This is a genomic window from Pseudomonas citri, assembly GCF_025336485.1.
GTDB classification, from domain to species: Bacteria; Pseudomonadota; Gammaproteobacteria; order Pseudomonadales; family Pseudomonadaceae; genus Aquipseudomonas; species Aquipseudomonas citri.
The window spans coordinates 36,960-59,981 of the sequence record NZ_JAODAB010000026.1; the positions used below are offsets into that span (position 1 = coordinate 36,960).

19 protein-coding genes and 5 tRNA genes are annotated in these 23,022 nt (G+C 57.8%); 8 read left to right on the forward strand and 16 right to left on the reverse strand.

What is annotated here, in order from left to right:
• Nucleotides 1-23: 23 nt before the first annotated feature.
• The 7 genes from N4Q37_RS22780 to uvrB form a co-directional block, all read right to left on the reverse strand.
• Nucleotides 24-563, reverse strand: a complete 540-nt coding sequence (locus tag N4Q37_RS22780; RefSeq protein WP_260961905.1) for a TetR/AcrR family transcriptional regulator — start codon at nt 561-563, stop codon at nt 24-26.
• A 181-nt stretch (nt 564-744) separates the two neighbouring features.
• Nucleotides 745-820, reverse strand: a tRNA-Glu gene (locus N4Q37_RS22785).
• A gap of 75 nt (nt 821-895) precedes the next feature.
• Nucleotides 896-971: transfer RNA gene (locus N4Q37_RS22790), tRNA-Ala, on the reverse strand.
• Nucleotides 972-1,024: 53 nt separating this feature from the next.
• Nucleotides 1,025-1,100: transfer RNA gene (locus N4Q37_RS22795), tRNA-Glu, on the reverse strand.
• Between the two features lie 75 nt (nt 1,101-1,175).
• Nucleotides 1,176-1,251, reverse strand: a tRNA-Ala gene (locus N4Q37_RS22800).
• Between the two features lie 146 nt (nt 1,252-1,397).
• A complete protein-coding gene (gene gltX / locus N4Q37_RS22805; protein WP_260961906.1) occupies nt 1,398-2,879 on the reverse strand; it encodes a glutamate--tRNA ligase in 1,482 nt (493 codons plus the stop codon).
• 158 nt (nt 2,880-3,037) lie between these two features.
• Entirely contained in the window at nt 3,038-5,053 is a 2,016-nt protein-coding gene (gene uvrB, locus N4Q37_RS22810) for an excinuclease ABC subunit UvrB (protein ID WP_260961907.1), read from the reverse strand.
• Between the two features lie 333 nt (nt 5,054-5,386).
• Between uvrB and N4Q37_RS22815 the strand changes: the two genes are divergently transcribed.
• From N4Q37_RS22815 to N4Q37_RS22825, 3 genes are all read left to right on the forward strand, one after another.
• Nucleotides 5,387-6,583 (forward strand): amino acid aminotransferase, encoded by a 1,197-nt coding sequence (locus N4Q37_RS22815; RefSeq protein WP_260961908.1) that lies wholly within the window; start codon nt 5,387-5,389, stop codon nt 6,581-6,583.
• 139 nt (nt 6,584-6,722) lie between these two features.
• Nucleotides 6,723-6,798 (forward strand) — tRNA-Asn (locus N4Q37_RS22820).
• 162 nt (nt 6,799-6,960) lie between these two features.
• On the forward strand, nt 6,961-8,283 hold the full coding sequence (locus N4Q37_RS22825; RefSeq protein WP_260961909.1) for a tyrosine-type recombinase/integrase: 1,323 nt from the start codon (nt 6,961-6,963) through the stop codon (nt 8,281-8,283).
• A gap of 713 nt (nt 8,284-8,996) precedes the next feature.
• Here the strand turns inward: N4Q37_RS22825 and N4Q37_RS22830 are convergent.
• On the reverse strand, nt 8,997-10,133 hold the full coding sequence (locus N4Q37_RS22830; protein ID WP_260961910.1) for a DSD1 family PLP-dependent enzyme: 1,137 nt from the start codon (nt 10,131-10,133) through the stop codon (nt 8,997-8,999).
• Nucleotides 10,134-10,229: 96 nt separating this feature from the next.
• Between N4Q37_RS22830 and N4Q37_RS22835 the strand changes: the two genes are divergently transcribed.
• A complete protein-coding gene (locus tag N4Q37_RS22835) occupies nt 10,230-11,138 on the forward strand; it encodes a LysR family transcriptional regulator (RefSeq protein ID WP_260961912.1) in 909 nt (302 codons plus the stop codon).
• Nucleotides 11,139-11,190: 52 nt separating this feature from the next.
• Entirely contained in the window at nt 11,191-11,817 is a 627-nt protein-coding gene (locus tag N4Q37_RS22840; protein ID WP_084380676.1) for a helix-turn-helix transcriptional regulator, read from the forward strand.
• Between the two features lie 22 nt (nt 11,818-11,839).
• Here the strand turns inward: N4Q37_RS22840 and N4Q37_RS22845 are convergent, their stop codons facing one another.
• The 8 genes from N4Q37_RS22845 to N4Q37_RS22880 form a co-directional block, all read right to left on the reverse strand.
• Nucleotides 11,840-12,538: an RraA family protein gene (locus N4Q37_RS22845; RefSeq protein ID WP_260961914.1), complete on the reverse strand. Its 699-nt coding sequence runs from the start codon at nt 12,536-12,538 to the stop codon at nt 11,840-11,842.
• Between the two features lie 42 nt (nt 12,539-12,580).
• On the reverse strand, nt 12,581-12,970 hold the full coding sequence (locus tag N4Q37_RS22850; RefSeq protein WP_260961915.1) for a RidA family protein: 390 nt from the start codon (nt 12,968-12,970) through the stop codon (nt 12,581-12,583).
• 66 nt (nt 12,971-13,036) lie between these two features.
• Nucleotides 13,037-14,179, reverse strand: a complete 1,143-nt coding sequence (locus tag N4Q37_RS22855; protein ID WP_260961916.1) for an asparaginase — start codon at nt 14,177-14,179, stop codon at nt 13,037-13,039.
• Between the two features lie 38 nt (nt 14,180-14,217).
• On the reverse strand, nt 14,218-15,489 hold the full coding sequence (locus tag N4Q37_RS22860; RefSeq protein ID WP_260961917.1) for a dicarboxylate/amino acid:cation symporter: 1,272 nt from the start codon (nt 15,487-15,489) through the stop codon (nt 14,218-14,220).
• A 136-nt stretch (nt 15,490-15,625) separates the two neighbouring features.
• Nucleotides 15,626-16,591 carry a threo-3-hydroxy-L-aspartate ammonia-lyase gene (locus N4Q37_RS22865; RefSeq protein WP_260961918.1) on the reverse strand — a complete coding sequence of 322 codons (966 nt, stop codon included), beginning with the start codon at nt 16,589-16,591 and terminating at the stop codon, nt 15,626-15,628.
• Between the two features lie 20 nt (nt 16,592-16,611).
• Nucleotides 16,612-17,583 (reverse strand): ornithine cyclodeaminase family protein, encoded by a 972-nt coding sequence (locus tag N4Q37_RS22870; RefSeq protein ID WP_260961919.1) that lies wholly within the window; start codon nt 17,581-17,583, stop codon nt 16,612-16,614.
• A gap of 881 nt (nt 17,584-18,464) precedes the next feature.
• Nucleotides 18,465-19,730: a serine hydroxymethyltransferase gene (gene glyA / locus N4Q37_RS22875; protein WP_260961921.1), complete on the reverse strand. Its 1,266-nt coding sequence runs from the start codon at nt 19,728-19,730 to the stop codon at nt 18,465-18,467.
• 101 nt (nt 19,731-19,831) lie between these two features.
• Nucleotides 19,832-20,650 carry a YggS family pyridoxal phosphate-dependent enzyme gene (locus N4Q37_RS22880; RefSeq protein WP_260961922.1) on the reverse strand — a complete coding sequence of 273 codons (819 nt, stop codon included), beginning with the start codon at nt 20,648-20,650 and terminating at the stop codon, nt 19,832-19,834.
• A 92-nt stretch (nt 20,651-20,742) separates the two neighbouring features.
• On the opposite strand from N4Q37_RS22880, the gene pdxR reads away from it, so the two are divergent.
• The 3 genes from pdxR to N4Q37_RS22895 all read left to right on the forward strand — a co-directional run bounded on the left by pdxR (nt 20,743) and on the right by N4Q37_RS22895 (nt 22,895).
• Nucleotides 20,743-22,260: a MocR-like pyridoxine biosynthesis transcription factor PdxR gene (pdxR, locus tag N4Q37_RS22885; protein WP_260961924.1), complete on the forward strand. Its 1,518-nt coding sequence runs from the start codon at nt 20,743-20,745 to the stop codon at nt 22,258-22,260.
• A gap of 169 nt (nt 22,261-22,429) precedes the next feature.
• Complete coding sequence (locus N4Q37_RS22890; protein WP_260961925.1) at nt 22,430-22,624, forward strand: hypothetical protein; 195 nt, start codon at nt 22,430-22,432, stop codon at nt 22,622-22,624.
• An 88-nt stretch (nt 22,625-22,712) separates the two neighbouring features.
• On the forward strand, nt 22,713-22,895 hold the full coding sequence (locus N4Q37_RS22895; RefSeq protein ID WP_260961926.1) for a hypothetical protein: 183 nt from the start codon (nt 22,713-22,715) through the stop codon (nt 22,893-22,895).
• Nucleotides 22,896-23,022: the final 127 nt, after the last annotated feature.

Below are 23,022 nucleotides of genomic sequence, written 5' to 3' on the forward strand. Positions count from 1 at the left end.
GTCTCCAGGGCTTGCACTCAAGCTCAACGCACCGCTGACTTGGCGGCGCGCAGCAAACGATCCGACAACTCCCCCGGGCCCAGCGCCCGCGCCAGGGCCAGGCCGCCGACCATCAATGCGATGTCGGCCAAGGCTTTGTCGGCATCTTCCGGGCTGGCCGCCAACTGCGCGACCAACAGTTCTATGTGTTCGTTGAGCGCCTCACGAAATTCGTCCGGCAGCCGCCCGAACTCTCCCACCGACGCCGGGATCGGACAGGCTTGTTCAATGGAGTCGCGATGTTTGCGCGACAGGTAGAATGCGGACACCAGGGCGCGGCGCTCTTCGCCGGTCAGCGTGCAATCCATGTCGGCAATCAAGCCGCGACGCTGGCTGAGCAATTGCTTGAACGCTTCGAGCATCAGGGCGTCCTTGCTTTCGAAGTGGGCATAGAAGCCCCCCACGGTCAGCCCGGCCGCGCCCATCACTTCGCCCACGCTGGGTTCGGCTGGCCCACGCTGGATCAACGCGGCGCTGGCAGCCTTGAGAATGCGCTCGCGGGTTTGTGCCTTTTTATCGCTCATCGTCGCCTCCAAATATTACGATTGAAATATTATTCATATAATAATTTTCTGCAAGCGGAAAATCGAGCCGCTGGTCAGCCAATGGTTTTCGAGGAATAAGAGAATTGGCAGAACGCCAGAAAAACAAAAGGGCCATTCAATGATTGAATGACCCTTAAAAATCCCGCATAGCGGGTAATCGTGGCGTCCCCTAGGGGACTCGAACCCCTGTTACCGCCGTGAAAGGGCGGTGTCCTAGGCCACTAGACGAAGGGGACACAAACCTTCTGACTTGATCAGAGCTGAGAACTGATCGATTCAAGGCCGGTGTGGCCAGACCTTGAACTGCAAATTGGTGGAGCTAGACGGGATCGAACCGTCGACCTCTTGCATGCCATGCAAGCGCTCTCCCAGCTGAGCTATAGCCCCGGATTTTTCGCCTCGCGGCGGAGTGACATCTTGCAACATCACTTCTGTAAAACTGGCGTCCCCTAGGGGACTCGAACCCCTGTTACCGCCGTGAAAGGGCGGTGTCCTAGGCCACTAGACGAAGGGGACGCAAACCTTCTGACTTGATCAGCACTGAGAACTGATCGATTCAAGGCCGGTGTGGCCAGACCTTGAACTGCAAATTGGTGGAGCTAGACGGGATCGAACCGTCGACCTCTTGCATGCCATGCAAGCGCTCTCCCAGCTGAGCTATAGCCCCTCATCGCTGAGGACGGGGCGAATCTTAAGGGCGTATCGGAGGGCTGTCAAATTTATTTTCAACAAATTTGAAAATTTTTTGCCGGGATAACAACCACTTACCGACAAACCCCGGAAAACCGGGGTGTGCCCTGCCTCATCGACCGCTTAAGCGATCGCGCCCAGCAGTTTTTCCCACTCCTTGTTTTCCTTCTTCGACACGCCACCGAGCAGATCGATGGCTTGCCGCAGACGGAAACGGGTCAAGTCCGGCCCGAGGATTTCCATCGCGTCGAGCACCGATACCGAGCTGGCCTGGCCAGTGATCGCGGCGAACATCAACGGCATGGCGTCACGCAGCTTCAGTTCCAAGGATTCGACCACAGCCTGGATGGTCGCGGTGATGCTGTCCTTTTCCCACTGACGCAAGCTCTCGAGCTTCCACAGGATCAATTGCATCAACTGGCGCACCTGATCGCCAGAGAGCTTCTTGGACTCGAACAACTTCGCATCCGGCGTCACGCCACCGGCAAAGAAGAAACCGGCCAATGGGGCGATCTGGCTGAAGGTCTCCACCCTGCCCTGCACATGGGGGGCGATCTTCATCATGTACTCAGGGTTCAAGGCCCACTTCTGCACCCGGGCGGCGAACTCTTGCACCGGCAGGTCACGCAGCCATTGGCCGTTGAGCCAGGACAGCTTCTCGATGTCGAAGATCGGCCCCCCCAGGGAAACCCGCGACAGATCGAAATGCTCGACCATTTCCTGCAGCGAGAACTTCTCGCGTTCGTCCGGCATCGACCAGCCCATGCGCCCCAGGTAGTTGAGCATGGCCTCGGGCATGAAGCCCATGCGCTCGTAGAAGGTCACCGAGGTCGGGTTCTTGCGCTTGGACAGCTTGCTCTTGTCCGGGTTACGCAGCAGCGGCATGTAGCACAGCTGCGGTTGCTCCCAGCCGAAGTATTCGTAGAGCAGGATCAATTTCGGCGCCGATGGCAGCCATTCTTCACCGCGCAACACGTGGGTGATGCCCATCAGGTGATCGTCGACCACGTTTGCCAGGAAGTACGTCGGCAGGCCGTCGGTCTTCATCAGCACTTGCATGTCCATGCGATCCCACGGGATCTCGACGTCGCCACGCAGCATGTCCGGCACCACGCAGACGCCTTCGGTCGGCACTTTCATGCGGATCACATGGGGTTCGCCGGCCGCCAGGCGACGGGCCACCTCTTCCTTGGACAGCAGCAACGCACGGCCGTCGTAGCGTGGGGTTTCGCCACGGGCCATCTGCTCGGCGCGCATCTGGTCCAGTTCTTCGGCGGTGCAGAAGCACGGGAAGGCGTGACCCAGGTCCACCAACTGCTGGCAATACTGCTTGTAGATATCGCCGCGCTCGCTCTGGCGGTACGGACCGTGCGGGCCGCCGACGTCCGGACCTTCGCTCCAGTCGATCCCCAGCCAGCGCAGGGCGTCGAAAATCTGCTGCTCGGACTCACGGGTCGAACGCAACTGATCAGTGTCTTCGATCCGCAGGATGAACTCGCCGCCATGCTGCTTGGCAAAGCAATAGTTGAACAGAGCGATGTAAGCGGTGCCGACATGGGGATCGCCAGTGGGCGAAGGCGCGATGCGGGTACGGACGGTGGTCATGGCATGTCTCGGAAAGAAGATAAAAGCGAAGATCGAACAGGGGGCGAATGGTAACAGGCGATGGCGGGCGGGCTCCAGTGAGAGCGGGATTTGTGTGGCCCCGGCAGACCGGGCCGGCCCTCAATCGCGATTGAGGGCCATAGCCTCAGCACAAAACCTCAGACCGTCAGCAACCGCTCCCGCAACTTGCCAATCTCGTCGCGCAACTGCGCCGCCGCTTCGAACTCCAGGTCCCGGGCCAGTTGGTACATTTTCTCTTCCAACTGGCGGATGCGCTTGGTGATCTCGCTGGGCGAACGCAGTTCGGCTTCGTAGCGGGCGCTTTCTTCGGCGGCCTTGGCCATGCCCTTGCGCTTTTTACTGCGCGAGCCAGGCACGGTGGCACCTTCCATGATATCGGCGACGTCCTTGAACACGCCTTTGGGCGTGATGCCGTTGGCCAGGTTGAAGGCGATCTGCTTATCACGACGGCGCTCGGTCTCGCCGATGGCCCGCTCCATGGAGCCGGTCATCTGATCGGCATAGAGAATCGCCCGGCCATTGAGGTTACGTGCGGCGCGACCAATGGTCTGGATCAGCGAACGCTCGGAACGCAGGAAACCTTCCTTGTCGGCATCGAGGATCGCCACCAGGGAGACTTCCGGCATGTCCAGGCCTTCGCGCAGCAGGTTGATGCCCACCAACACGTCGAAGGTGCCCAGGCGCAGGTCGCGGATGATCTCGACCCGCTCCACGGTGTCGATGTCCGAGTGCAGGTAACGCACCCGTACGCCATGATCGGCCAGGTAATCGGTGAGGTCTTCGGCCATGCGCTTGGTCAGCGTGGTGACCAGCACCCGCTCCTCCTGGGCCACGCGCTTGTTGATTTCCGAGAGCAAGTCGTCGACCTGGGTCAACGCCGGTCGCACCTCGACCTGCGGATCCACCAGGCCGGTCGGCCGCACCACCTGCTCGACGACACGGCCGGCATGCTCGGCCTCGTAGTTGCCGGGCGTGGCCGAGACGAAGATGGTCTGCGGGCTCACGCTTTCCCATTCGTCAAAGCGCATCGGCCGGTTGTCCAGCGCCGAAGGCAAGCGGAAACCGTATTCCACCAGGGTTTCCTTGCGCGAACGGTCGCCTTTGTACATGGCGCCGACCTGGGGCACGCTGACGTGGGACTCGTCGATCACCAGCAAGGCGTCGGCCGGCAGGTAGTCGTACAAGGTCGGCGGCGGCGCACCCGCCGGGCGGCCCGACAGGTAGCGCGAGTAGTTTTCGATACCGTTGCAGTAGCCCAGCTCCAGGATCATCTCCAGGTCGAACCGGGTGCGCTGCTCCAGGCGCTGGGCTTCCACCAGCTTGTTGTTCGAGCGCAGGTATTCCAGACGTTCCTGAAGCTCGGCCTTGATGCCCTCGATGGCGTCGAGCAAGGTTTCGCGCGGCGTCACGTAGTGACTCTTGGGGTAGAAGGTGAAACGCGGCAGCTTGCGGATCACCTCGCCCGTCAGCGGATCGAACGCGGAAATGCTTTCGACTTCGTCATCGAACAGCTCGATGCGGATCGCCTCCAGGTCGGATTCCGCCGGGTAGATGTCGATCACATCACCGCGCACACGGAACGTCGCCCGGGCGAAATCCATGTCGTTGCGGGTGTATTGCAGGTCCGCAAGGCGTCGCAACAGTGCCCGCTGATCGAGTTTGTCGCCGCGATCGACGTGCAGCACCATTTTCAGGTACGTCTCCGGGCTGCCCAGGCCGTAGATGCACGACACCGTGGTGACGATGATCGCGTCCTTGCGTTCGAGCAATGCCTTGGTCGCCGACAACCGCATCTGTTCGATGTGATCGTTGATCGAGGCGTCCTTCTCGATGAAGGTGTCCGACGACGGTACATAGGCCTCGGGCTGGTAGTAGTCGTAATAAGAGACGAAGTACTCCACCGCGTTATTGGGGAAAAACGCCTTGAATTCACCGTACAACTGCGCCGCCAGGGTCTTGTTCGGCGCCAGCACCAGGGTCGGACGCTGCACCTGGGCAATCACGTTGGCGATGCTGAAGGTCTTGCCCGAGCCGGTCACGCCGAGCAAGGTCTGATGGGCCAGCCCGGCCTCGATGCCTTCGACCATCAGACGGATGGCTTCCGGCTGGTCGCCTGCCGGCTTGAATCGGGTAACTAGCTGGAATTCAGACATGACATAACCTCTGGGTTCACTCCTTGTCGGTCAGCCGACAGGAACGAGAAAGACCGAAACGACGGATGTCGCCCGAGGAAAAAGCTGGAATGCAGACAATGTGGAGGTGAATGCCTTGGCTTTCAAGACGAACGTCCTACACGCCTTGAAGACTTTGACGCGGCGAAGGGACTAACGGTCGAAAAAAACGAAAATACTTACCGCAAAAGCCGAATCGCCTGTCGCAGTGCTCCGTGATGGCCTCTATACTAGCTCCCCGTTTGTGCACCGCTCTAGTGCATCCGGCTGGAGCGCGACACGTCCCCCCCCTACTCCATTCAGAGCCGCGCAATAATGAGCCTGTTTTCCGCTGTCGAATTGGCACCCCGCGACCCCATCCTGGGCCTCAACGAAGCATTCAACGCCGACACCCGCACCGATAAGGTCAACCTGGGCGTAGGTGTTTACTGCAATGAAGAGGGGCGCATTCCACTTTTGCGCGCCGTGGTCGAAGCCGAGACGATTCGCGTGGCTCAGCACGTTTCCCGTGGTTACCTGCCAATCGACGGCATTGCCGCCTACGACCAGGCGGTCCAGACCCTGCTGTTCGGCAAGGACTCCCCGCTGATCGCCGCCGGCCGCGTTATCACCACCCAGGCCGTGGGCGGCACCGGCGCACTGAAGATCGGCGCCGACTTCCTCAAGCAACTGCTGCCTGACGCCGTCGTGGCCATCAGCGACCCAAGCTGGGAAAACCACCGCGCCCTGTTCGAAACCGCCGGTTTCCCGGTGCAGAACTACCGCTACTACGACGCAGCCACCCACGACGTGAACCGTACCGGCCTGCTGGAAGACCTCAACGCCCTGCCCGACCGCTCGATCGTTGTGCTGCACGCCTGCTGCCACAACCCGACCGGTGTGGACCTGAGCCCCGAGGACTGGAAAAACGTACTGGCCGTGGTCAAGGCCAAGAACCACGTACCGTTCCTGGACATGGCTTACCAGGGCTTTGGCGCCGGCATCGACGAAGACGCAGCGGCCGTGCGCCTGTTCGCCGAATCGGGCCTGACCTTCTTTGCCTCCAGCTCGTTCTCCAAGTCGTTCTCCCTGTACGGCGAGCGCGTGGGTGCCCTGTCGATCGTCAGCGAGTCGAAAGAAGAAAGCGCCCGCGTGCTGTCCCAGGTCAAGCGCGTGATCCGCACCAACTACTCCAACCCGCCGACCCACGGCGCCAGCATCGTCGCCGCGGTGCTCAACAGCCCTGAGCTGCGCGCCCAGTGGGAAGACGAACTGGCCGAAATGCGCCTGCGGATCCGCGGCATGCGCAACCAGATGGTCGACATGCTGGCCAAGGCCGCTCCGCACCATGACTTCAGCTTCGTCGCACGCCAGAGCGGGATGTTCTCCTACTCCGGCCTGACCGTTGAACAAGTGACGCGCCTGCGCAACGAGTTCGGCATCTATGCCCTGGACACCGGCCGCATCTGCGTGGCGGCGTTGAACCAGAACAACATTGAAGCGGTGACCAAGGCAATCGTTCAGGTGATCTGACACGCTGCGCCATGAAAAATGGGAAGCCATCGAGCTTCCCATTTTTTTTGAGGTGGGCCTCTTCCCTGCGGCATACAAGAATGCCCCGTCATCAACTCACGCTTGACTTCTCTTTTCCAATCAGTAACATACGCGCCATTCCGCGATAGCTCAGTTGGTAGAGCAAGTGACTGTTAATCACTGGGTCCCTGGTTCGAGTCCAGGTCGTGGAGCCAGACAAGGTTCCAGAGAAGGCTTTCAAAATCTCTGGAACCCCCGAAAAACCCGCCTCCTGGCGGGTTTTTTCGTTTTGGCGTTCTGTCGGATTCCGGTGGATACCAGCCATTTTAAGGGTAGAGTTTGGGATACAGGTCAGTTCGATAAAAGGGAGTACCCTTATGTCGCGCACTACTGCTCCACTCTCCGACGCCGCTTGCCGTTCGGCCAAGCCCACAGACCGCGCCTACAAGCTTTTCGACGGCGACGGCCTTTACCTTCTAGTCCAACCCAATGGCCGTAAAGGCTGGCGGCTCCGTTACGTCAAACCTGACGGACGGGAAGGACTGACCTCATTCGGCAACTACCCCATCATTGGCCTCGCGGATGCGCGCCGCAAGCGCTTGGAGGTCAAGCGAATGCTGGCGGATGGCATTGACCTTATAGGAGCCAAGAACCAAGCCAAGACGGACGCTCTGATCAAAGGCCGTACCTTTGAAAGCATTGCCCTCGGCTGGCACACGGAAATGTCAGCCAAGTGGGCACCGGACTATTCCAAGACAGTGATGAGTCGCCTCAAAACTCACCTCTTCCCGCTGATCGGCGCCCGCGCCATTGTCGACCTTGATACCCACGACCTTATGCGCCCCCTGGACGCGATCAAGAAGCGCGGAACAATAGACATTGCTTTAAGGGTACAAAACTACCTCCAGAGCATCATGCGCGAGGCAAAGCGCCTCCGGCTTATCACCGTAAACCCTGCTTACGACCTCGTAGGCTCTATAAAAGCCTCGCGGGTCGTCCACCGCCCCGCCTTATCCTTATCGCGCTTGCCTGAATTGCAGGAACGGATCGATACCTATAAAGGCCGCGCACTTACCCGGCTGACGGTCTTGCTGTCGCTGCACGTGTTTGTCCGCTCCAGCGAGCTGCGCTTCGCCCGCTGGAGCGAGTTCGACCTCAAACGTGGCGTCTGGGAAATACCCGACACACGACCAGCGTTGGAAGGCGTACCCTTTTCCACAAGGGGTACGAAGATGGCAGGCGATATCCATCTTGTACCCTTATCGCCGCAAGCGATCGCCCTGCTCGAGCAGATCCACGCAATCACAGGCAAATTTGACTTGGTGTTCGCAGGCGATACCAAGTCTTGGAAACCAATGTCCGAAAACACGGTGAACAGCGCGCTTCGGAAGATGGGGTACGACACCAAATCCGAAATCTGTGGGCATGGGTTTCGTTCGATGGCCTGCAGCGCACTGATCGAGTCAGGTTTGTGGACGGACACAGCCATCGAGCGGCAGATGAGCCACAAGGAACGTAACAACGTCCGCGCCGCTTACATCCACAAGGCCGAGTTCATCGAGGAGCGAAGGCTGATCATGAACTGGTGGAGTCGCTACCTTGAGGCTAATCAACAGGAGCATCTCAGCCCACGCGAATTCGCCAATCAGACGGGTCCGAACGTCTCTCGACTAAAAGCAAAACGTGGCGCAACCGAGTAAGCATTCGGTCTTCATATCTTGGTGATCCGCTTGTCCACGCGGGTCCATCCAAGCAGGGCTGCAAAGCCGCCCTGCTTGGATGGACCTCACTTAAAAAATCCAAAAGCCACACCACTGTCTTTGGGAAACCACGGATTTCCATAGACCGCTTATGCCATTCGCAGCCGCAGAATTCTCGAAAAATCGAGCCTTGACCCTGTCTATCGGCGAGCGTAGAAAAGATCGTGCAAGTGCTGTCGTTGACAGCAACCCAGGTAGCCAGAACCTTTAAGGCTACGCCACACCGTGGTGGTTCTCCCAAAGTGCGATTAGCGTCTGGCGGCTCGCACGGTCACAGCGATGTGATGGATGCCTACTTTTACCAGTGTGCCCACTGCGGCAACTCATCCCCTTTCATAGCTGCCCTGCAGCAACCTATCCGCTTGGCCATTTCCTTGCGCCAACCTGCGTCCGTCTCTTTCTCCCGGAAAGAGACGGGCGCTTCAACCGCTGCTGCAGCCTAACTCGTACAAGGCTTTGCGGCATTCCCCCTCGTGACAATCGGCGTGACAAGCACCGAAGTCACCAGCAACAGCGATGCCGATGATGGTGCCGCAGCCCACAGAATGGACTGCACCTGACTGACAGTCAGGTATGCCCCGGTCGTCGCCTCACTGCCTTCACCCGACTCAGGATCTCGCGGCGCTGGTCTCGTCAGCCAGTGCAACTGATCCTCACCATCCGTTCAGACGAGACCAATGGTTGATCTCCCCATTTCCCTCTATAGCCTCGTAGGCTTGGTATTGGGCACCAGTGGCGCAGGCATGGTTGGGCAGAATGCGCAGCCGGGTTCCAATAGGAAACTGCTGCTCGATTTCTACCTTTTGGCCTTCCTCGAAAGACACCACACCGTGTTCTTGGTTGGCTGAACGTAACTGAAGCCCGTCGATGAGCTTGCCCTCTGCATCGCAAACCAGGCCGTAGCCGAAATCGCATTGTTGGGACTGTGTACCGCGGTCGCGACTCATCGCCATCCAGCCGGAATCTGTGATGATCCAGCCCTTCTCTGGCTGATGGCCGATTACAGTGGTGAGGACGGTCAAGGCGAGTTCGTCCAACTGGCATACGCCGACATTGTGCATGACCAAGTCGAAGAAAACGTACACGCCAGCTCGGAGTTCGGTGACGCCATCGAGGTGAACGGCGGACAATGCGGTGGGAGTCGAGCCGACACTCACTTCCTGGCACGGCAAGCCCGCTGACCGAATAACCTCAGCAGCCTTTACACATTCTGAACGCTCAATCTCCGCAATTTCCTGCAGCGCTTCAAGGGTGTTCAGCTTGTAGCTTTCGCCGGCGTGAGTCATCACACCTTTGAGCATAGCGCCACCTTCGTGAAGGATTCTGGCGATCTCGATCAGCACTGGGTCGTCACTACGAATACCCGAGCGGTGATGGTCACTGTCGACTTCGATGAAAACCTCAAACTGCTCGCCATGGGCGCGGCAAAAGTCGGTGATCGCTCTCGCGCCTGCAACGCTGTCAGTGACAATAGTCAGGGAACAACCGGCGCGGCGCAGTTCCAATGCTTGGTTGAGCTTGGTGGGTGCCATTGCTACGGCGTAGAGAATGTCTGTGATGCCTTGGGCAAAAAAGGCTTGCGCTTCCTTGAGCGTGGAAACCGTAACTCCTTGGGCTCCAGCCTTTACTTGCGCTGCTACCACCTGCTCGCATTTGGTGGTTTTTACATGGGGCCGTAGCCGTACGCCCAGGCGATCCGCCTGGTTCTGCATGCGTTGGATGTTGTGCTGCATACGGCTTACATCCACCAGTGCTACGGGGGTATCGAGGGAATCAATGGAGGAAGTCATGAGCTAGATCTCGCGAGTGTCTGTGTGTTTGCAACTCTACGCAGTACGGTATATTTTTGGTTAACGATCACTTAAACAAATGTTAAGAACTACTTAATGATTACGTTCTCCGATCTCGAACTGGTTACGGCCATTTCCGTTTCTGGCTCATTGAGCGAGGCCGCTCGAAAGATGAGGGTGACCACGGCAGCCCTCTCGATGAGACTGAGAAAACTTGAAGCGGAGTTGGGTATGAAGCTCGCCAGTCGAGACTCCAGGCGCTTGGCGTTGACTGAGGACGGAGAGCGCATGGCTGAGGAAGGCCGTCGGTTATTACAGGCGTTGGAAGAGCTATCTGACTCCATGGTGGCCGACGACGAGCGCCTTCAGGGAGTGATCCGCCTCTCTGCCCCGTTCGGCTTTGGGCGGTTGCGCTTGGCTCCCTTGCTGGCACGATTTGCTAAGCTCCACCCTAAACTACGAGTCGAGCTGGATCTGCGCGAAACCCCTTGGCCAGATCGAAGCAATTGCGATGCGGTCATTCACATTGGCTCCATCAGCGACAGTTCATGGACTGCTCAAGTGTTGGCATCCAATGAACGATGGTTGTGTGCCAGCCCGTCCTATCTGAAAGAAAACGGAACCCCAATAGCGCCTGAGGACATGGCGGCTCATCGGTGTATTTGTATTCGTGAGAACGACGAACACGCGACGTACTGGCACCTGCGCAGGGAAAGCGAAAGCAAGTCTCTGCGAATCTTTCCGAGCATGGTCAGCAATGATGGTGGCGTGGCGCGCAGATGGGCGGAACAAGATCTTGGTTTGGTTCTGCGTTCGCAATGGGACGTGGTTGATTCTATTGCCCAGGGTAGCCTGATTCGCGTGCTGGCAGACTGGGAGTTCGAGACAGCTCCGATTCTTCTGCTAATACCGACCAGAAAAAACAGGTCCCGTAAAATACAGGCTCTTGCTTCATTCTTGAGCGAATCATTCAAAACGAAAGGCACTGAGAAAAGCCGGTCATAGGCTGTTATCGTCCTCTTATTTAAACCTTTTACTTTTGCTGGACATCTTCGCTATGAAGAAAACGACCCCCGAGCAACAGGCGCTGATCAGTCAGCTGGAGCAAATTGCCGAAGGCTTGAGCCAGACCTTCAGCCCATTTTGTGAAGTCGTATTGCACGATCTGCGAGATCCCGAGCACGCAATACTGGCCATTCACAACAATCTTTCTGGTAGGGAGATCGGACATCCAGCTACCGAGTTGGGGCTCGCCCGGATTGCTGATCCAGCCTATCCCCAGATCATTGCCAATTATCCCAATCAATTCAAAGATGGCCGTCAGGCCAAAAGTACCTCGATTGGTATAAAGGACTCCACTGGACGGTACGTGGCCGCGCTCTGCATGAACGTTGATCTCACCCTGTTTAGGGGTTTGCAGGGCATGCTGGATCAGTTCGGATCTTTCAGTGGCGATCGTCCGCATGAATCGCTCGAATCGAGCGGTGCAGAATCTATTCGTGCGCGTATTGATCAGTTTGCTGCACGACTATCCACTTCTCCTCGTGCGCTGAAGGCTGGCGATCGGCGAGTTTTACTTCAGGAGTTGAAGGAGTCTGGCCTTCTGGATATCAGAAAGGCCATGGAAACGGTGGCTTCACACCTCGGTGTATCTCGCGCAACGGTGTATAGCGATACGAGGTGATCAACACCTCGTATGATCTCGGCTACACGGGACAGCCTTTGGCCCTGAGCATCGCGTTGAACCGATCAGGGTCAAGCGTATTGTCTTCAATCCCTTTGAGGATCGACGCCTCCCGATCCAGCAACTGGCGGCAAAGATCATAAACCTTGGCGAGCTGATCCTGAGCGATGGCAACCACGCCATCGGAATCCCCTACCACCAGGTCACCCGGATTAACGACCAGCCCGGCACACGACACTGGGACATTGATCTCGCCAGCACCGTCTGTACTTGGGCCACGGTGGACACAGCCGAGGGCGAAAACTGGCATCTTGCCGTCCAGCCAGTCGTCATGATCACGAAGCATACCGTTTACGACGATCCCAGCGATCCCTGCTTTGAGAGCCATCGCCCGCATGATCCCGCCAATGATGGCTCTGGTCTGGTCACCACTACCGTCCACCACCAGAATGTCGCCAGGCCGCGCCATCTGGATGGCTTTAAGCGTCATGAGGTTATCGCCGGGGCGCACCCGCACGGTAATCGCTGTTCCGCACATATGGCCGCGGCCGTGAAATGGACGCAGACCCAACCCGCCTACGTTGCGACCCAAGCAATCACTGATGATTGCGCTGGGGACTTGGCTAAACGTGTCAAGCCAGTCATCAGCGATAGCAGCGGGTGATGGGTTGATATGGAAGCCCGTGGGCCAAGCTTCATTCGACGCGACATTTAGCATCATCGATCTCCTATGAATGCCAGAAATGGACGTAATTGCAGCGCTTTAATCAGCGTTGATTTCAATACGAGCGATAGCCTCAATCTCAACCAGATAGCCATGGTGCAGCTCTGGCACCGGTACCACGGCGCGAGCTGGCCGGTGGCTGCCCAACATTTCGGAGTAGAGCCGGTCGAAGGCTGGCCAGTGCTTCACACCTGCGACGTACACAGTGACCTTGACCAAGTCGGAGGGAGTGCAACCTGCGGCATGCAGAATGGCCAACAGATTGTTGAGAGCAACTTGTGCTTGTTCGGTGAACGATGCCTCGATGTTGTGGGTGCCATCTGGGCTAACGGGAAGCTGACCAGAAATGTACAGCGAGCCTTGGTGAACAACCGCTTGCGAGTAGTGACCGGCAGGTTGGGAAGCCGCATCGGTGCTAACAATTTTCATAGGTAACCTTGTATAGGGTGGAGCCGACGCATCAGGCGATGCCCACCGCGTCAGCTCTTGGATGTATCAATGACCGTTTGTGAAGGCTGCTTGTACCTTGCCAGGATCGGTGACGCCGCCGGCGATAAGCAGTTGGGCGAGAATTCGCGACTTCTGGGGGTTGAGATCCATCGAAGCGACAAAGCCGCTCTTGGTGTCATCCACTTCGATGTTGCGATTGACATAGCCTTTGCTTACACGAGTCGAGCGGACAACCACAATGCCTTGCGCAACTGCTTTTTCGAGGGCGGCGAGTGCCTGCTTCGAGGTGTTGCCATCGCCCTTACCAGCCAAAATGATGCCCTTGGCTTTGTCTTCAATGGCATGCTCAATTTGCTTGGCATCCATGTTGGCATGACTGTAGATGATGTCGACGCGTGGCAGAGCCGGGCCTTGCGGCAACGCCAGCGGCGCAAGGCGACCCGCATCAAGCGGCTGGATATAGCGCACATGTCCCATATCCACATACCCCAGAGAGCCAAGGTTAGGAGACTGCATCGTTTGAACGCTGGTGCTGTTGGTTTTGGTAACGCCACGGGCCCCATCGATCTGCTCGTTCATTACCACTAGGACGCCGCGGCCTTTCGATTGTTTGTCCGTCGCCACCTGGACCGCTTCATAGATATTGGCCGGGCCATCAGCGCTCAAGCCGGTCGCCGGCCGCATCGAACCGACCAAAACAACGGGCTTGTCGGTCTTCAGCACCAGATCGAGGAAGAAGGCTGTTTCCTCCATGGTATCCGTGCCATGGGTGATCACCACGGCCTCCGCTTCGTTCTTGTCGAAGGCTTGTTGAATACGATTGGCGAGCTTGAACCAGATTTCATCGCTCATGTCTTGCGAGCCGATTGAGGCGATCTGTTCGGCGGTGATGGTGGCCAAATCCCCCAGCCCTGAAACTGCGGCCACCAATTGCTGAGGGCCAATGGCGCCGGCATTGTAGGCACCGGTGCCACGATTATCGGCGGAGCCTGCGATAGTTCCACCCGTTGCAAGTAACAGAACACGTGGCAGTGCCACTTGTTGATTAGTCGAACTCATGGTCTTTTCCTGGGCGAACGCAGACGGAACACCAACGGTTAAGCCTGCCATTATCGAGAGCATAAACCCCGCCAAAAGTTTACGGCTGAAGTTATGGCTGCTGTTGAAGCTCAAAGAGTTGATAGTCATTTTTCGTTTCTCTTATTTTTGTTAGAGCAATGTTTTGATTAAACGACTTGAGGAATTTTCTCAGCATTGATTGCTGTTTCAACTTCCTCAGTTTCATTGTCGTGTCGTCCGATGACGGCTGTTGCGACACCGCAGCCAAAAACGTTGGTGGCGGTGCGTCCCATGTCCAGGATGGGGTCAACTGCAAGGATGAGAAGCAGGCCTGCTTCCGGAAGTCCGATCATCGGCAGTCCCGCAGCCAGGACGACCAGCGAGCCCCGAGCTACACCCGCTGTACCTTTGCTGATTACCAGCAGGGTCAGCAGCACCATGATCTGGTGGGCAAAGGTCATTTCGATGTTGTACGCCTGGGCGATGAACATCACGATGAATGCTTGGTACATCATCGAGCCGTCTAGGTTAAATGAGTAACCCAACGGCAGGACGAAGCTGCTTACACGCTTGTTAGCGCCGAACTTGTCCATGGCGGCAATAGTTTTCGGGTAAGCAGCTTCGCTGCTCGCCGTAGAGAACGCGATCAGAATTGGCTCACGCATATGCTGGAACAGGTTTTTCATGCGTGGACCGAGGGCTAGGTAGCCGGCAAGCGTAATCAACGACCAAAGCAGTGCCAGGCCCAGGAAATACTGTCCAACCATCTTGCCAAAGGTCACGACCATTTCCAGACCATGGACGGTGATGGTGGCGGCGATGGCTGCAAATACCGCCAGTGGAGCCACATACATCACGTAGTCGGTGACCCTGAACATGACATTGGCCAGTTCTTCGAGCATGTCCACGATGATGGACTTGCCTTTGCCCTTGACGAACGCCAATGCAGAGCCGAAGAACAGGGAGAACACAACGATTTGCAGCACTTCGTTCGTCCCCATTGCCTCAATAATGCTTCGAGGGAATACATGGGTGAGGAAGATCGGCAGGCTAAAGCCGGAAGTGTTCAAACCCGTGCTCACGGCTTCACTGGCCACGGTCAGGTTCAGACCGACACCTGGCTGGAAAAGATTGGCGAAGAGCAAACCGATAGACAGGGATACCAGGGAGGCAATCAGGAACCAAGTGATGGCTTTAAAGCCGACACGGCCCATCGAACCGTTCCCTGACATGCTGGCAACGCCGGTTACCAAGGTGGCAAGCACCAAGGGTGCGATAACCATTTTGATCAGGCGTAAAAACACGTCAGTGACCAGATTCAGGTATCCGGCAATTTCTTTTGCGGCCGCAGCATCCAGCTGACTGTGGAGCGTGCCTCCTAGGACTACGCCGAAAATCATCGCGATAACTATCGCTTTAACGAGAAAGCGGCTTTTCATGTGCACCTCTTTTTATAGTGGCTTAATTTATGGCCATATTGTCTGGGCTAAATGTATGTTCTTTAAATCTCGGCAAGACGGTGCCGTCAGGTGCTGTTGAGCGCCTGATTTTTTCAACAGATAAAGCTAACGGCTCTTACGACAGGAGAAACTTTCCAAGCTTGTCGATATCAATATTACCGCCTGTAATAATGACGCCGACCCGGTTACCCTGGAGCTCGTCCTTGAACTTTCTTACTGCGGCAAGACCCAGACATCCGGTGGGTTCGACCACAATTTTCATGCGCTGAATAAAGAACTTCATTGCAGAAATCAGCTCTTCGTCAGTGACAGTTACAATCCGGTTCACACCATTCAAAATAATTGGGAAGGTGTAATTACCCAGATGCTGTGTTTGCGCACCATCAGCGATGGTGTCAGGGGTGTCGATGTGAACAATCTCACCTGAATTGAAAGACCGTTGTCCGTCGTTCCCTGCTTCAGGCTCAACGCCGATCAGAGTGCATTCTGGCGCCAATGCGCGCGTCGCCAAGGTGGTTCCCGACAGCATGCCGCCGCCGCCCAGACCTACAAACAAGGCGTCCAGTTGCCCGACGCTTTGAAACAGTTCTTTGGCGGCCGTACCCTGGCCGGACAGAACGTCTGGATGGTCGTAGGACGGGATCAGTGTCATACCATGCTTGGTGGCCAGTGCCCGACCGATAGCCTCGCGGTCTTCGGTGAAGCGGTCGTAGAACACAACCTCGGCGCCATAGCCTTTGGTAGCCGCGACCTTGGCTGCAGGAGCGTCAGTTGGCATGACAATGGTGGCCGAGATCTTCAACAGCTTGGCCGCCAAAGCGATGCCTTGTGCGTGGTTCCCCGAAGAGAACGCTACAACACCGCCTCGACGTTGCTCTTCGCTGAATTTAGCGAGCGAGTTGTATGCACCTCGGAATTTGAAGGAGCCGGTACGTTGGTAGTTTTCGCATTTGAAAAATACCTGTGCACCGATCTCCTCATCGATCGTACGAGAAGTCAAAACAGGCGTGACGTTGGCTGCTCCCTCAAGTCTCGTAGCCGCGTCGACTACGTCTTGATAAGTTGGCAGAGTGATTTGCATAGCAAAATGTCCTCAAAGATTTACCACGGCCATGAAATATCGTGGCCAATACCTTCGATATTGGCTTGCTTGAACAGAAGCTGAGCAACTGTCAGATCTTGTAACGCCAACCCCGTCATGTCGAAGAGGGTGATGTCATTGGTATTGCGGATGAATTCGACTTGCCCAGTCAGCAGGTCACCGATTTCAGTTACTGGTGAAGCCGGCGCCCATTGCGTTTCGCCAAACTGACGAGCTTGAGCTTGATCGTCGACAAAGACTTTGGCTTTGAGCAGTAGCCCTTCCGGCGCTTCCCGTTTGCCCTTAGTGTCTGCACCCACGCAGTTGAAGTGCGTACCGGGTTGGACGGCCTCTAGGTCAAACAGTACCTGTCCTCCGGGCGTTGCTGTGATGACTACATCACTTTGGGATACGGCATCGTTAGCCGATGCGCTGTGGCGCACAGAGGCGCGTTCTGAAAACTGCGATTCAAATTGCGCACTCGGTACGCCATCCGCTGTCAGGTAGGTGACATGCTTGATGCTGGACATCACGCGAAGGGCGTAATCCACTTGAATGCTGGCCTGTACTCCGGTGCCGAAAACGCAGAGTTGCGAGCTGTCTCGACGAGCAAACATTTCCAGACCCAAAGCTCCGGCAGCGCCCGTCCGGAGTGTCGTAATAGCGTTGCCATCAATGACACACAGCGGCCGTCCGGTCTCGGGATCGATCAGCAGGATGGTCGCTTGATGCGGTTCACCTTGCAGGGCACGGTTGGTGGGCCAGAAACCGGCTGCTTTGAATCCGAGCACGCCCTGGTTGGCGATACCGCCGGATTTGATTCCAAAGATGCCACCCGTGCTGAGCGCTTCGCGAACAACAGGGAAGACTTGGCCATCCCCTGCGCTATGCAGATAGAAAGCTTCGCGAACGGCGTTGAGGATCTGCTCGGGTAGCACTAGGGCGTTTACACTATCCCTATCCAGCAGTTTTAGCGTTTCAATCTTGGACATTATGCGCGCCTGGTACGATAGCTATTTCAGACACATTATCCAGTTCTGGACATTATGTAAAGGCACGGTGCAGCCGCCTGTCAAGAAAGATCGACCGCTCAGCTCATTGCGACGGGCCGCTAGGGCGTCCTGGCGGTTAACTGACGCTGCGCAATGGCTGTGGATTTTTAGCCCGTCAGGGCAGGCGGAAGTCGGCCAAAAGCGGGCATTAATCTTCGAGGTACTAACCAGAACTCTCATATCCTCAATTGAGAACTATCGTGATGGTTGCGAAACCGCCTGTGAATCTCCCCGGGTTTCTTGGATAGTGAGCGACCGCTTCTGGCCGATTCTGTTGAAAAAGTCGGCCATGGTTTCCTCGGCAGAAAAGTACGCGCGTGAGATTGAAATCTTTACTTTGAGCAGAGGCTTCCGGACTCAGATTTCACGTATGAACGTGCAAAAAAGGCGTTTTCACCGATGAGCGATGAGACCGTTTCGGCAAAGCGACTTTTTCAACAGAATCGGCCGACTGCTGCCCTTGGCCTGTGACAGCAATCGGCCCAAAAGCAGGCACTCGGATGTGTGTTCCTGATCTTGCACAGAATTGCCTGCGTACACCACCTTCGGCAGTTTGCTGCTGCCGTGCTCATGGGGTATCGAAAGAACTCCAATAAAATATGGGCTTGATCAGGATAATCGTAGGGATATGAATACTAATAATCAGCATAATTTCATTGTAAAACAAATGCTTATTTTTCTATTCGAGTCCAGGTCGTGGAGCCAGACAAGGTTCCAGAGAAAGCTGTGAACCGCCCGAGAAACCCGCCTGATGGCGGGTTTTTTCGTTTTTGGCGCTGCCCAATACGAAGCGCCGCCCGGCATCGACAGCGGACCAGGGGCTATCGATACACAGGATGACGACGGCACAACGTCACCACCTGTTCGCGCACCTGCCAGGCGACCCGCTCGCTGCCACCGGACTCCAGTGCATCCAGCACATCACAGAGCCAACCGGCCAGTTGCTCGCACTCCGCCACGCCGAACCCGCGGGTGGTCACGGCCGGGGTGCCGATGCGCAGTCCCGAGGTCACGAACGGCGAACGCGGATCGTTTGGCACCGAGTTCTTGTTGGCCGTGATGTAGGCATCACTCAGCGCCGCATCAGCTTCCTTACCGGTGTAAGGCTTGTCGGACAGGTCGATCAACATCATATGGTTGTCAGTCCCCCCGGAGACGATCCTGTAGCCACGCCGTTGCAGCACGGCGGCCATGGCCCGGGCATTGATCACGACCTGCTGCTGATAGATTTTGAACCCGGGCGCCAGCGCTTCCTTGAAGGCAACGGCCTTGGCGGCGATCTGATGCATCAGCGGACCGCCCTGGACACCCGGGAATACCGCCGAGTCGAGTTTCTTGTAGAACGCCTCATCCTGGCCCTTGGACAGGATCAAACCGCCCCGTGGGCCGCGCAGGGTCTTGTGGGTGGTACTGGTGACGACATGAGCGTGGGGCAATGGATCCGGATACTCGCCCGCCGCCACCAGGCCGGCGACATGGGCCATGTCAACCCAGAAAATCGCCCCGACCTTGTCGGCGATGGTGCGCATGCGGGCCCAGTCCTTGTAGCGGGAGTAGGCGGAAAAGCCACCAATCAGCATTTTCGGCCGGGTCTGCAGGGCGATGCGCTCCATCTCGTCGTAGTCGATCAGCCCGGTCTGCGGGTCGAGGCCGTAGGGAACGATCGTGTAGTGGCGGCCGGAGAAATTGACGGGATTGCCGTGGGTCAGATGACCACCCTGGGCCAGGTTCATCCCCATCACGGTGTCGCCCGGATTGATCAGGGCCAGGAACACCGCGGCATTGGCCTGGGCACCGGCATGCGGTTGGACGTTGGCGTAATCGCAATCGAACAGCGCCTTGACCCGTTCGATGGCCAGGCGTTCAGCCACGTCGACGTATTCACAGCCGCTGTAGTAACGCTTGCCCGGATAACCTTCGGCGTACTTGTTGGTGAACACTGAGTTCTGTACCGCCATCACCAACGGGCTGGCGTAGTTTTCGGAAGCGATCAACTCGACGTGATCTTCTTGGCGGCGCTCTTCGTCACGAACAGCCTTCGACAGATCGGCGTCGAAGGCGGCGAGGGTCAGGGAAGTGTCGTACATGATGATTGGGTCCTGAAGGAGAAAATGGGCCGACTGCCATACCTGCCATGACAAAGCCACGCAGTTGCAGCCGGTCGTGAATCAAAAGCTCCGCGGAGGCGCTAGGGGCAGGCATCCGCCGTAGGCCAGTAATAGGCATCCGGCATGGCCCGGGCACCGAAAATGGCCTGGCCGACGCGCACCACGGTCGCACCTTCTTCGATGGCGATCTCGAAATCACCGGACATGCCCATGGACAGCTCCTCCAGCCCGATACCGGGCGGTGCGTCCTGGCGCAGGCGCTCACGCAGTTCACGCAGCCGCACGAAGCACGGGCGGACCCGGCTGACGTCAGCCGAAAACAGGGCCAGCGTCATCAGGCCTTGCACCCGCAGCGCAGAGAACGCCGGCAGCGCACGCAAAAACCCGCCAACGTCGTCCGGCGCCAGACCGTACTTGCTGACCTCCCCGGAGGTGTTGACCTGGACGAACACATCCAGCTGCCGACCTTCGATGTGCAGGCGACGATCCAGAGCCTCGGCCACCCGCAGGCTGTCCAGCGCCTGGAACTCGCTGGCGAAACGCGCCACCTGCTTGACTTTGTTGGTTTGCAGATGGCCGATGACCGACCATTGCAGGTCAGTCAAATCGGCCATGGCTTCCCATTTGCGCTGCGCTTCCTGCACCTTGTTCTCGCCCAATAGCCGGCACCCGGCGGCATAGGCCATACGCAGGTGAGCTTCGTCGAAGGTCTTGCTCACGGGCAGCAGGCGCACACTCGCTGGATCACGACCGGCCCGCAGGCAAGCGCTGGCGATGCGCTGCTGCACGGCCGCCAGATTGCGGCGAAAGTCCTCGACGCTGTTGGCCTGCGGGTAGCGACCATGCTGCTCGTGCAGGGTCAGGGTGTCGGGGGCGACTTCATCCATTCGGGCTTGCATCAGGTGGCGGCTCCTTGCAATAGCGATGGGCAGAGTCTACGGATAAACTGGCCTGTCAGTTAAGGCCAATTTATCCATATGAGGCAGACCGCATGACGAAGACCTTCGAGCTCGAAACGCTGAAGATACGACTCAACGATGCGGAGTTTCAGCGGCTGGATCTGCATCAGCGGATTCAGCGTGCCCTGTGTGCGCTGATCCTCGAGGGCGCCCTTGCCCCTGGCCTGAAGCTGCCGGCGACCCGGGTCCTGGCCAAGACGCTCGCCGTTGCCCGGGACACGGTGGAAAACGCCTATATGCAATTGCACCGCGATGGCTTCATCGTGCGGCGCGGGGGCTCGGGCAGCTATGTGTCCGAGACGATTGGCGCCGAATTGCGCGGGGCTGCGCGCCGCCGCATGAAACTGCCAGACACCCGGCGCAGCGAGACGACACCCGGATCGGGCTTGAGCCGGCGCGGCCGGATGATCTTCGACAGTGGCGGCGTCAACGATCAACAAGTGATCAAGGCTTTTGCCACGGGGCTGCCGGAAACCCGCACCTTCCCCACCGAGCTATGGGAGCGCCTGCAACGCCAGGTCATGAAAGACTATCGCGACAGCGTCCTGCTGCATGGCGACCCGCAAGGCGCCGAGCCTTTGCGCAAGGCGATCGCCACCTACTTGAACCTCGAACGCGGGGCCAAATGCTCCCCCGACCAGGTCTTGGTGTTGAGCAGCACTCGCCAGGCCCTGTTCCTGTGCGCGCAGTTACTCGTGGACGCCGGCAAACCGATCCTGCTGGAAAACCCGGGCTACTACGGCGCCAGAAAGGCGTTTGAAGCCGCCGAGGCCAAGATCGTACCCATTGACGTCGACGCACTGGGCATACGCACGGACCTGCTGCGGGCAGACCGCAGCGGCGCCCATTGCGTGTATGTCACGCCTTCGCATCAATACCCCACCGGGGCGACCTTGTCGCTGGAACGCCGTCTCGAACTGATCAACTGGGCGAGCGAGCACGGCAAATGGATCATCGAGGACGACTACGACAGCGAGTTCCATTACGACGGACTGCCCACCGCGTGCGTGCAGGGCCTGGACCGGTACCAACGCACGATTTACCTCGGCACCTTCAGCAAAACGCTCTCCCCAGGGCTGCGGATAGGCTATATGGTGCTCCCTTTCGAGCTGGTCAAAGCCTTCACCTACGCACGCAGCATCATGGACGGCCACACCCCGCAGATTCCCCAACTGACCCTGGCGCGCTTCATGGAGGACGGCCACTACAACGCCCATGTCCGGGCCATGCGCAAACTCTACGCCGGGCGCCGCACCACCCTGCTCGATGCCATCGGCAAGCACCTGAACGGCATCGCTACTGCCTTGCGCCCCCAAGGCGGGTTGCAGATTCCTTGCTTGCTGGCCGACGGCTGGTCTGAGGAAAAGACCATCCACCAGGCGGCTCTCGCGGGCGTGCAGCTCCCCGGTCTCAGTCGGCTCTACGCCGGCGAGCCGAAGCAACAAGGATGGCTATTGGGCTATTCGTCCCTGGCCGCCCATGAAATCGAAGCAGCCGTCCAGCGCCTGGCCCACGCGCTGGGCCGCCGCCCTTCTTCGATGGCCAGATAAGCCTGCCCGAGGTCGCTACCGGAACAATAATCCGGCGCCAAAAAGGCATTATGGTCCGGATCCTGCTTTCTTTTTCCTATAACCCCAGCTGTCACATGCGCGTCACGGCCCTGCCGCAAGCTGGTGCTGTCCGTCACGAACAGCTTTTCATAACAACAAGGACGAAGGTATGCCCACGCAAAACCCCCATCACATTGTTGGTCTGTGCACGTCCAGCAAGGTGTACAACGCGCTGACAGAGCTCAAGCAGCTGGAAGGCCATCGCAGCGCCAAATACCTTTCCCTGCTGACCGAAAGGCTGGTTCGCAAGGGCTTGCTCAACGAGCAGGAAGTGGTGCACATGCTCGATCGGGTCGTCGACTGAGGGGCGTCGATTCCTACTATCGAGGTTGTTGATTTTTCGTCACCACGGTTGAGTCGTAAGGTAACCCCATCGCCCGATGGAGGTTCCCATGCCCAAGATTCAAATCATGTCTGTCATTGGCAGCGCCGTTCCCGCCCCTCTCAGGGAGCGCGGACTGCTGGCCTGCTGGTATCTGGTGCACGATGGCGTGACCATCAGCGGCCCATTGACCTCACTACCCGCCGCGCAAGCCATGTCGCAACGTATTGGTCCTTATCTATTGACGGCCTAAAACAGGTTCACCCGGGGCCTATGCTCGACAAACAGCCTCCAGCAGGCGCAATGAACATTAGTCCGCCGTGACTCGCCGGAGTGCCGTCGCGTTTCCCCTGCGGCATTGACCGAGATCAATAATCGCA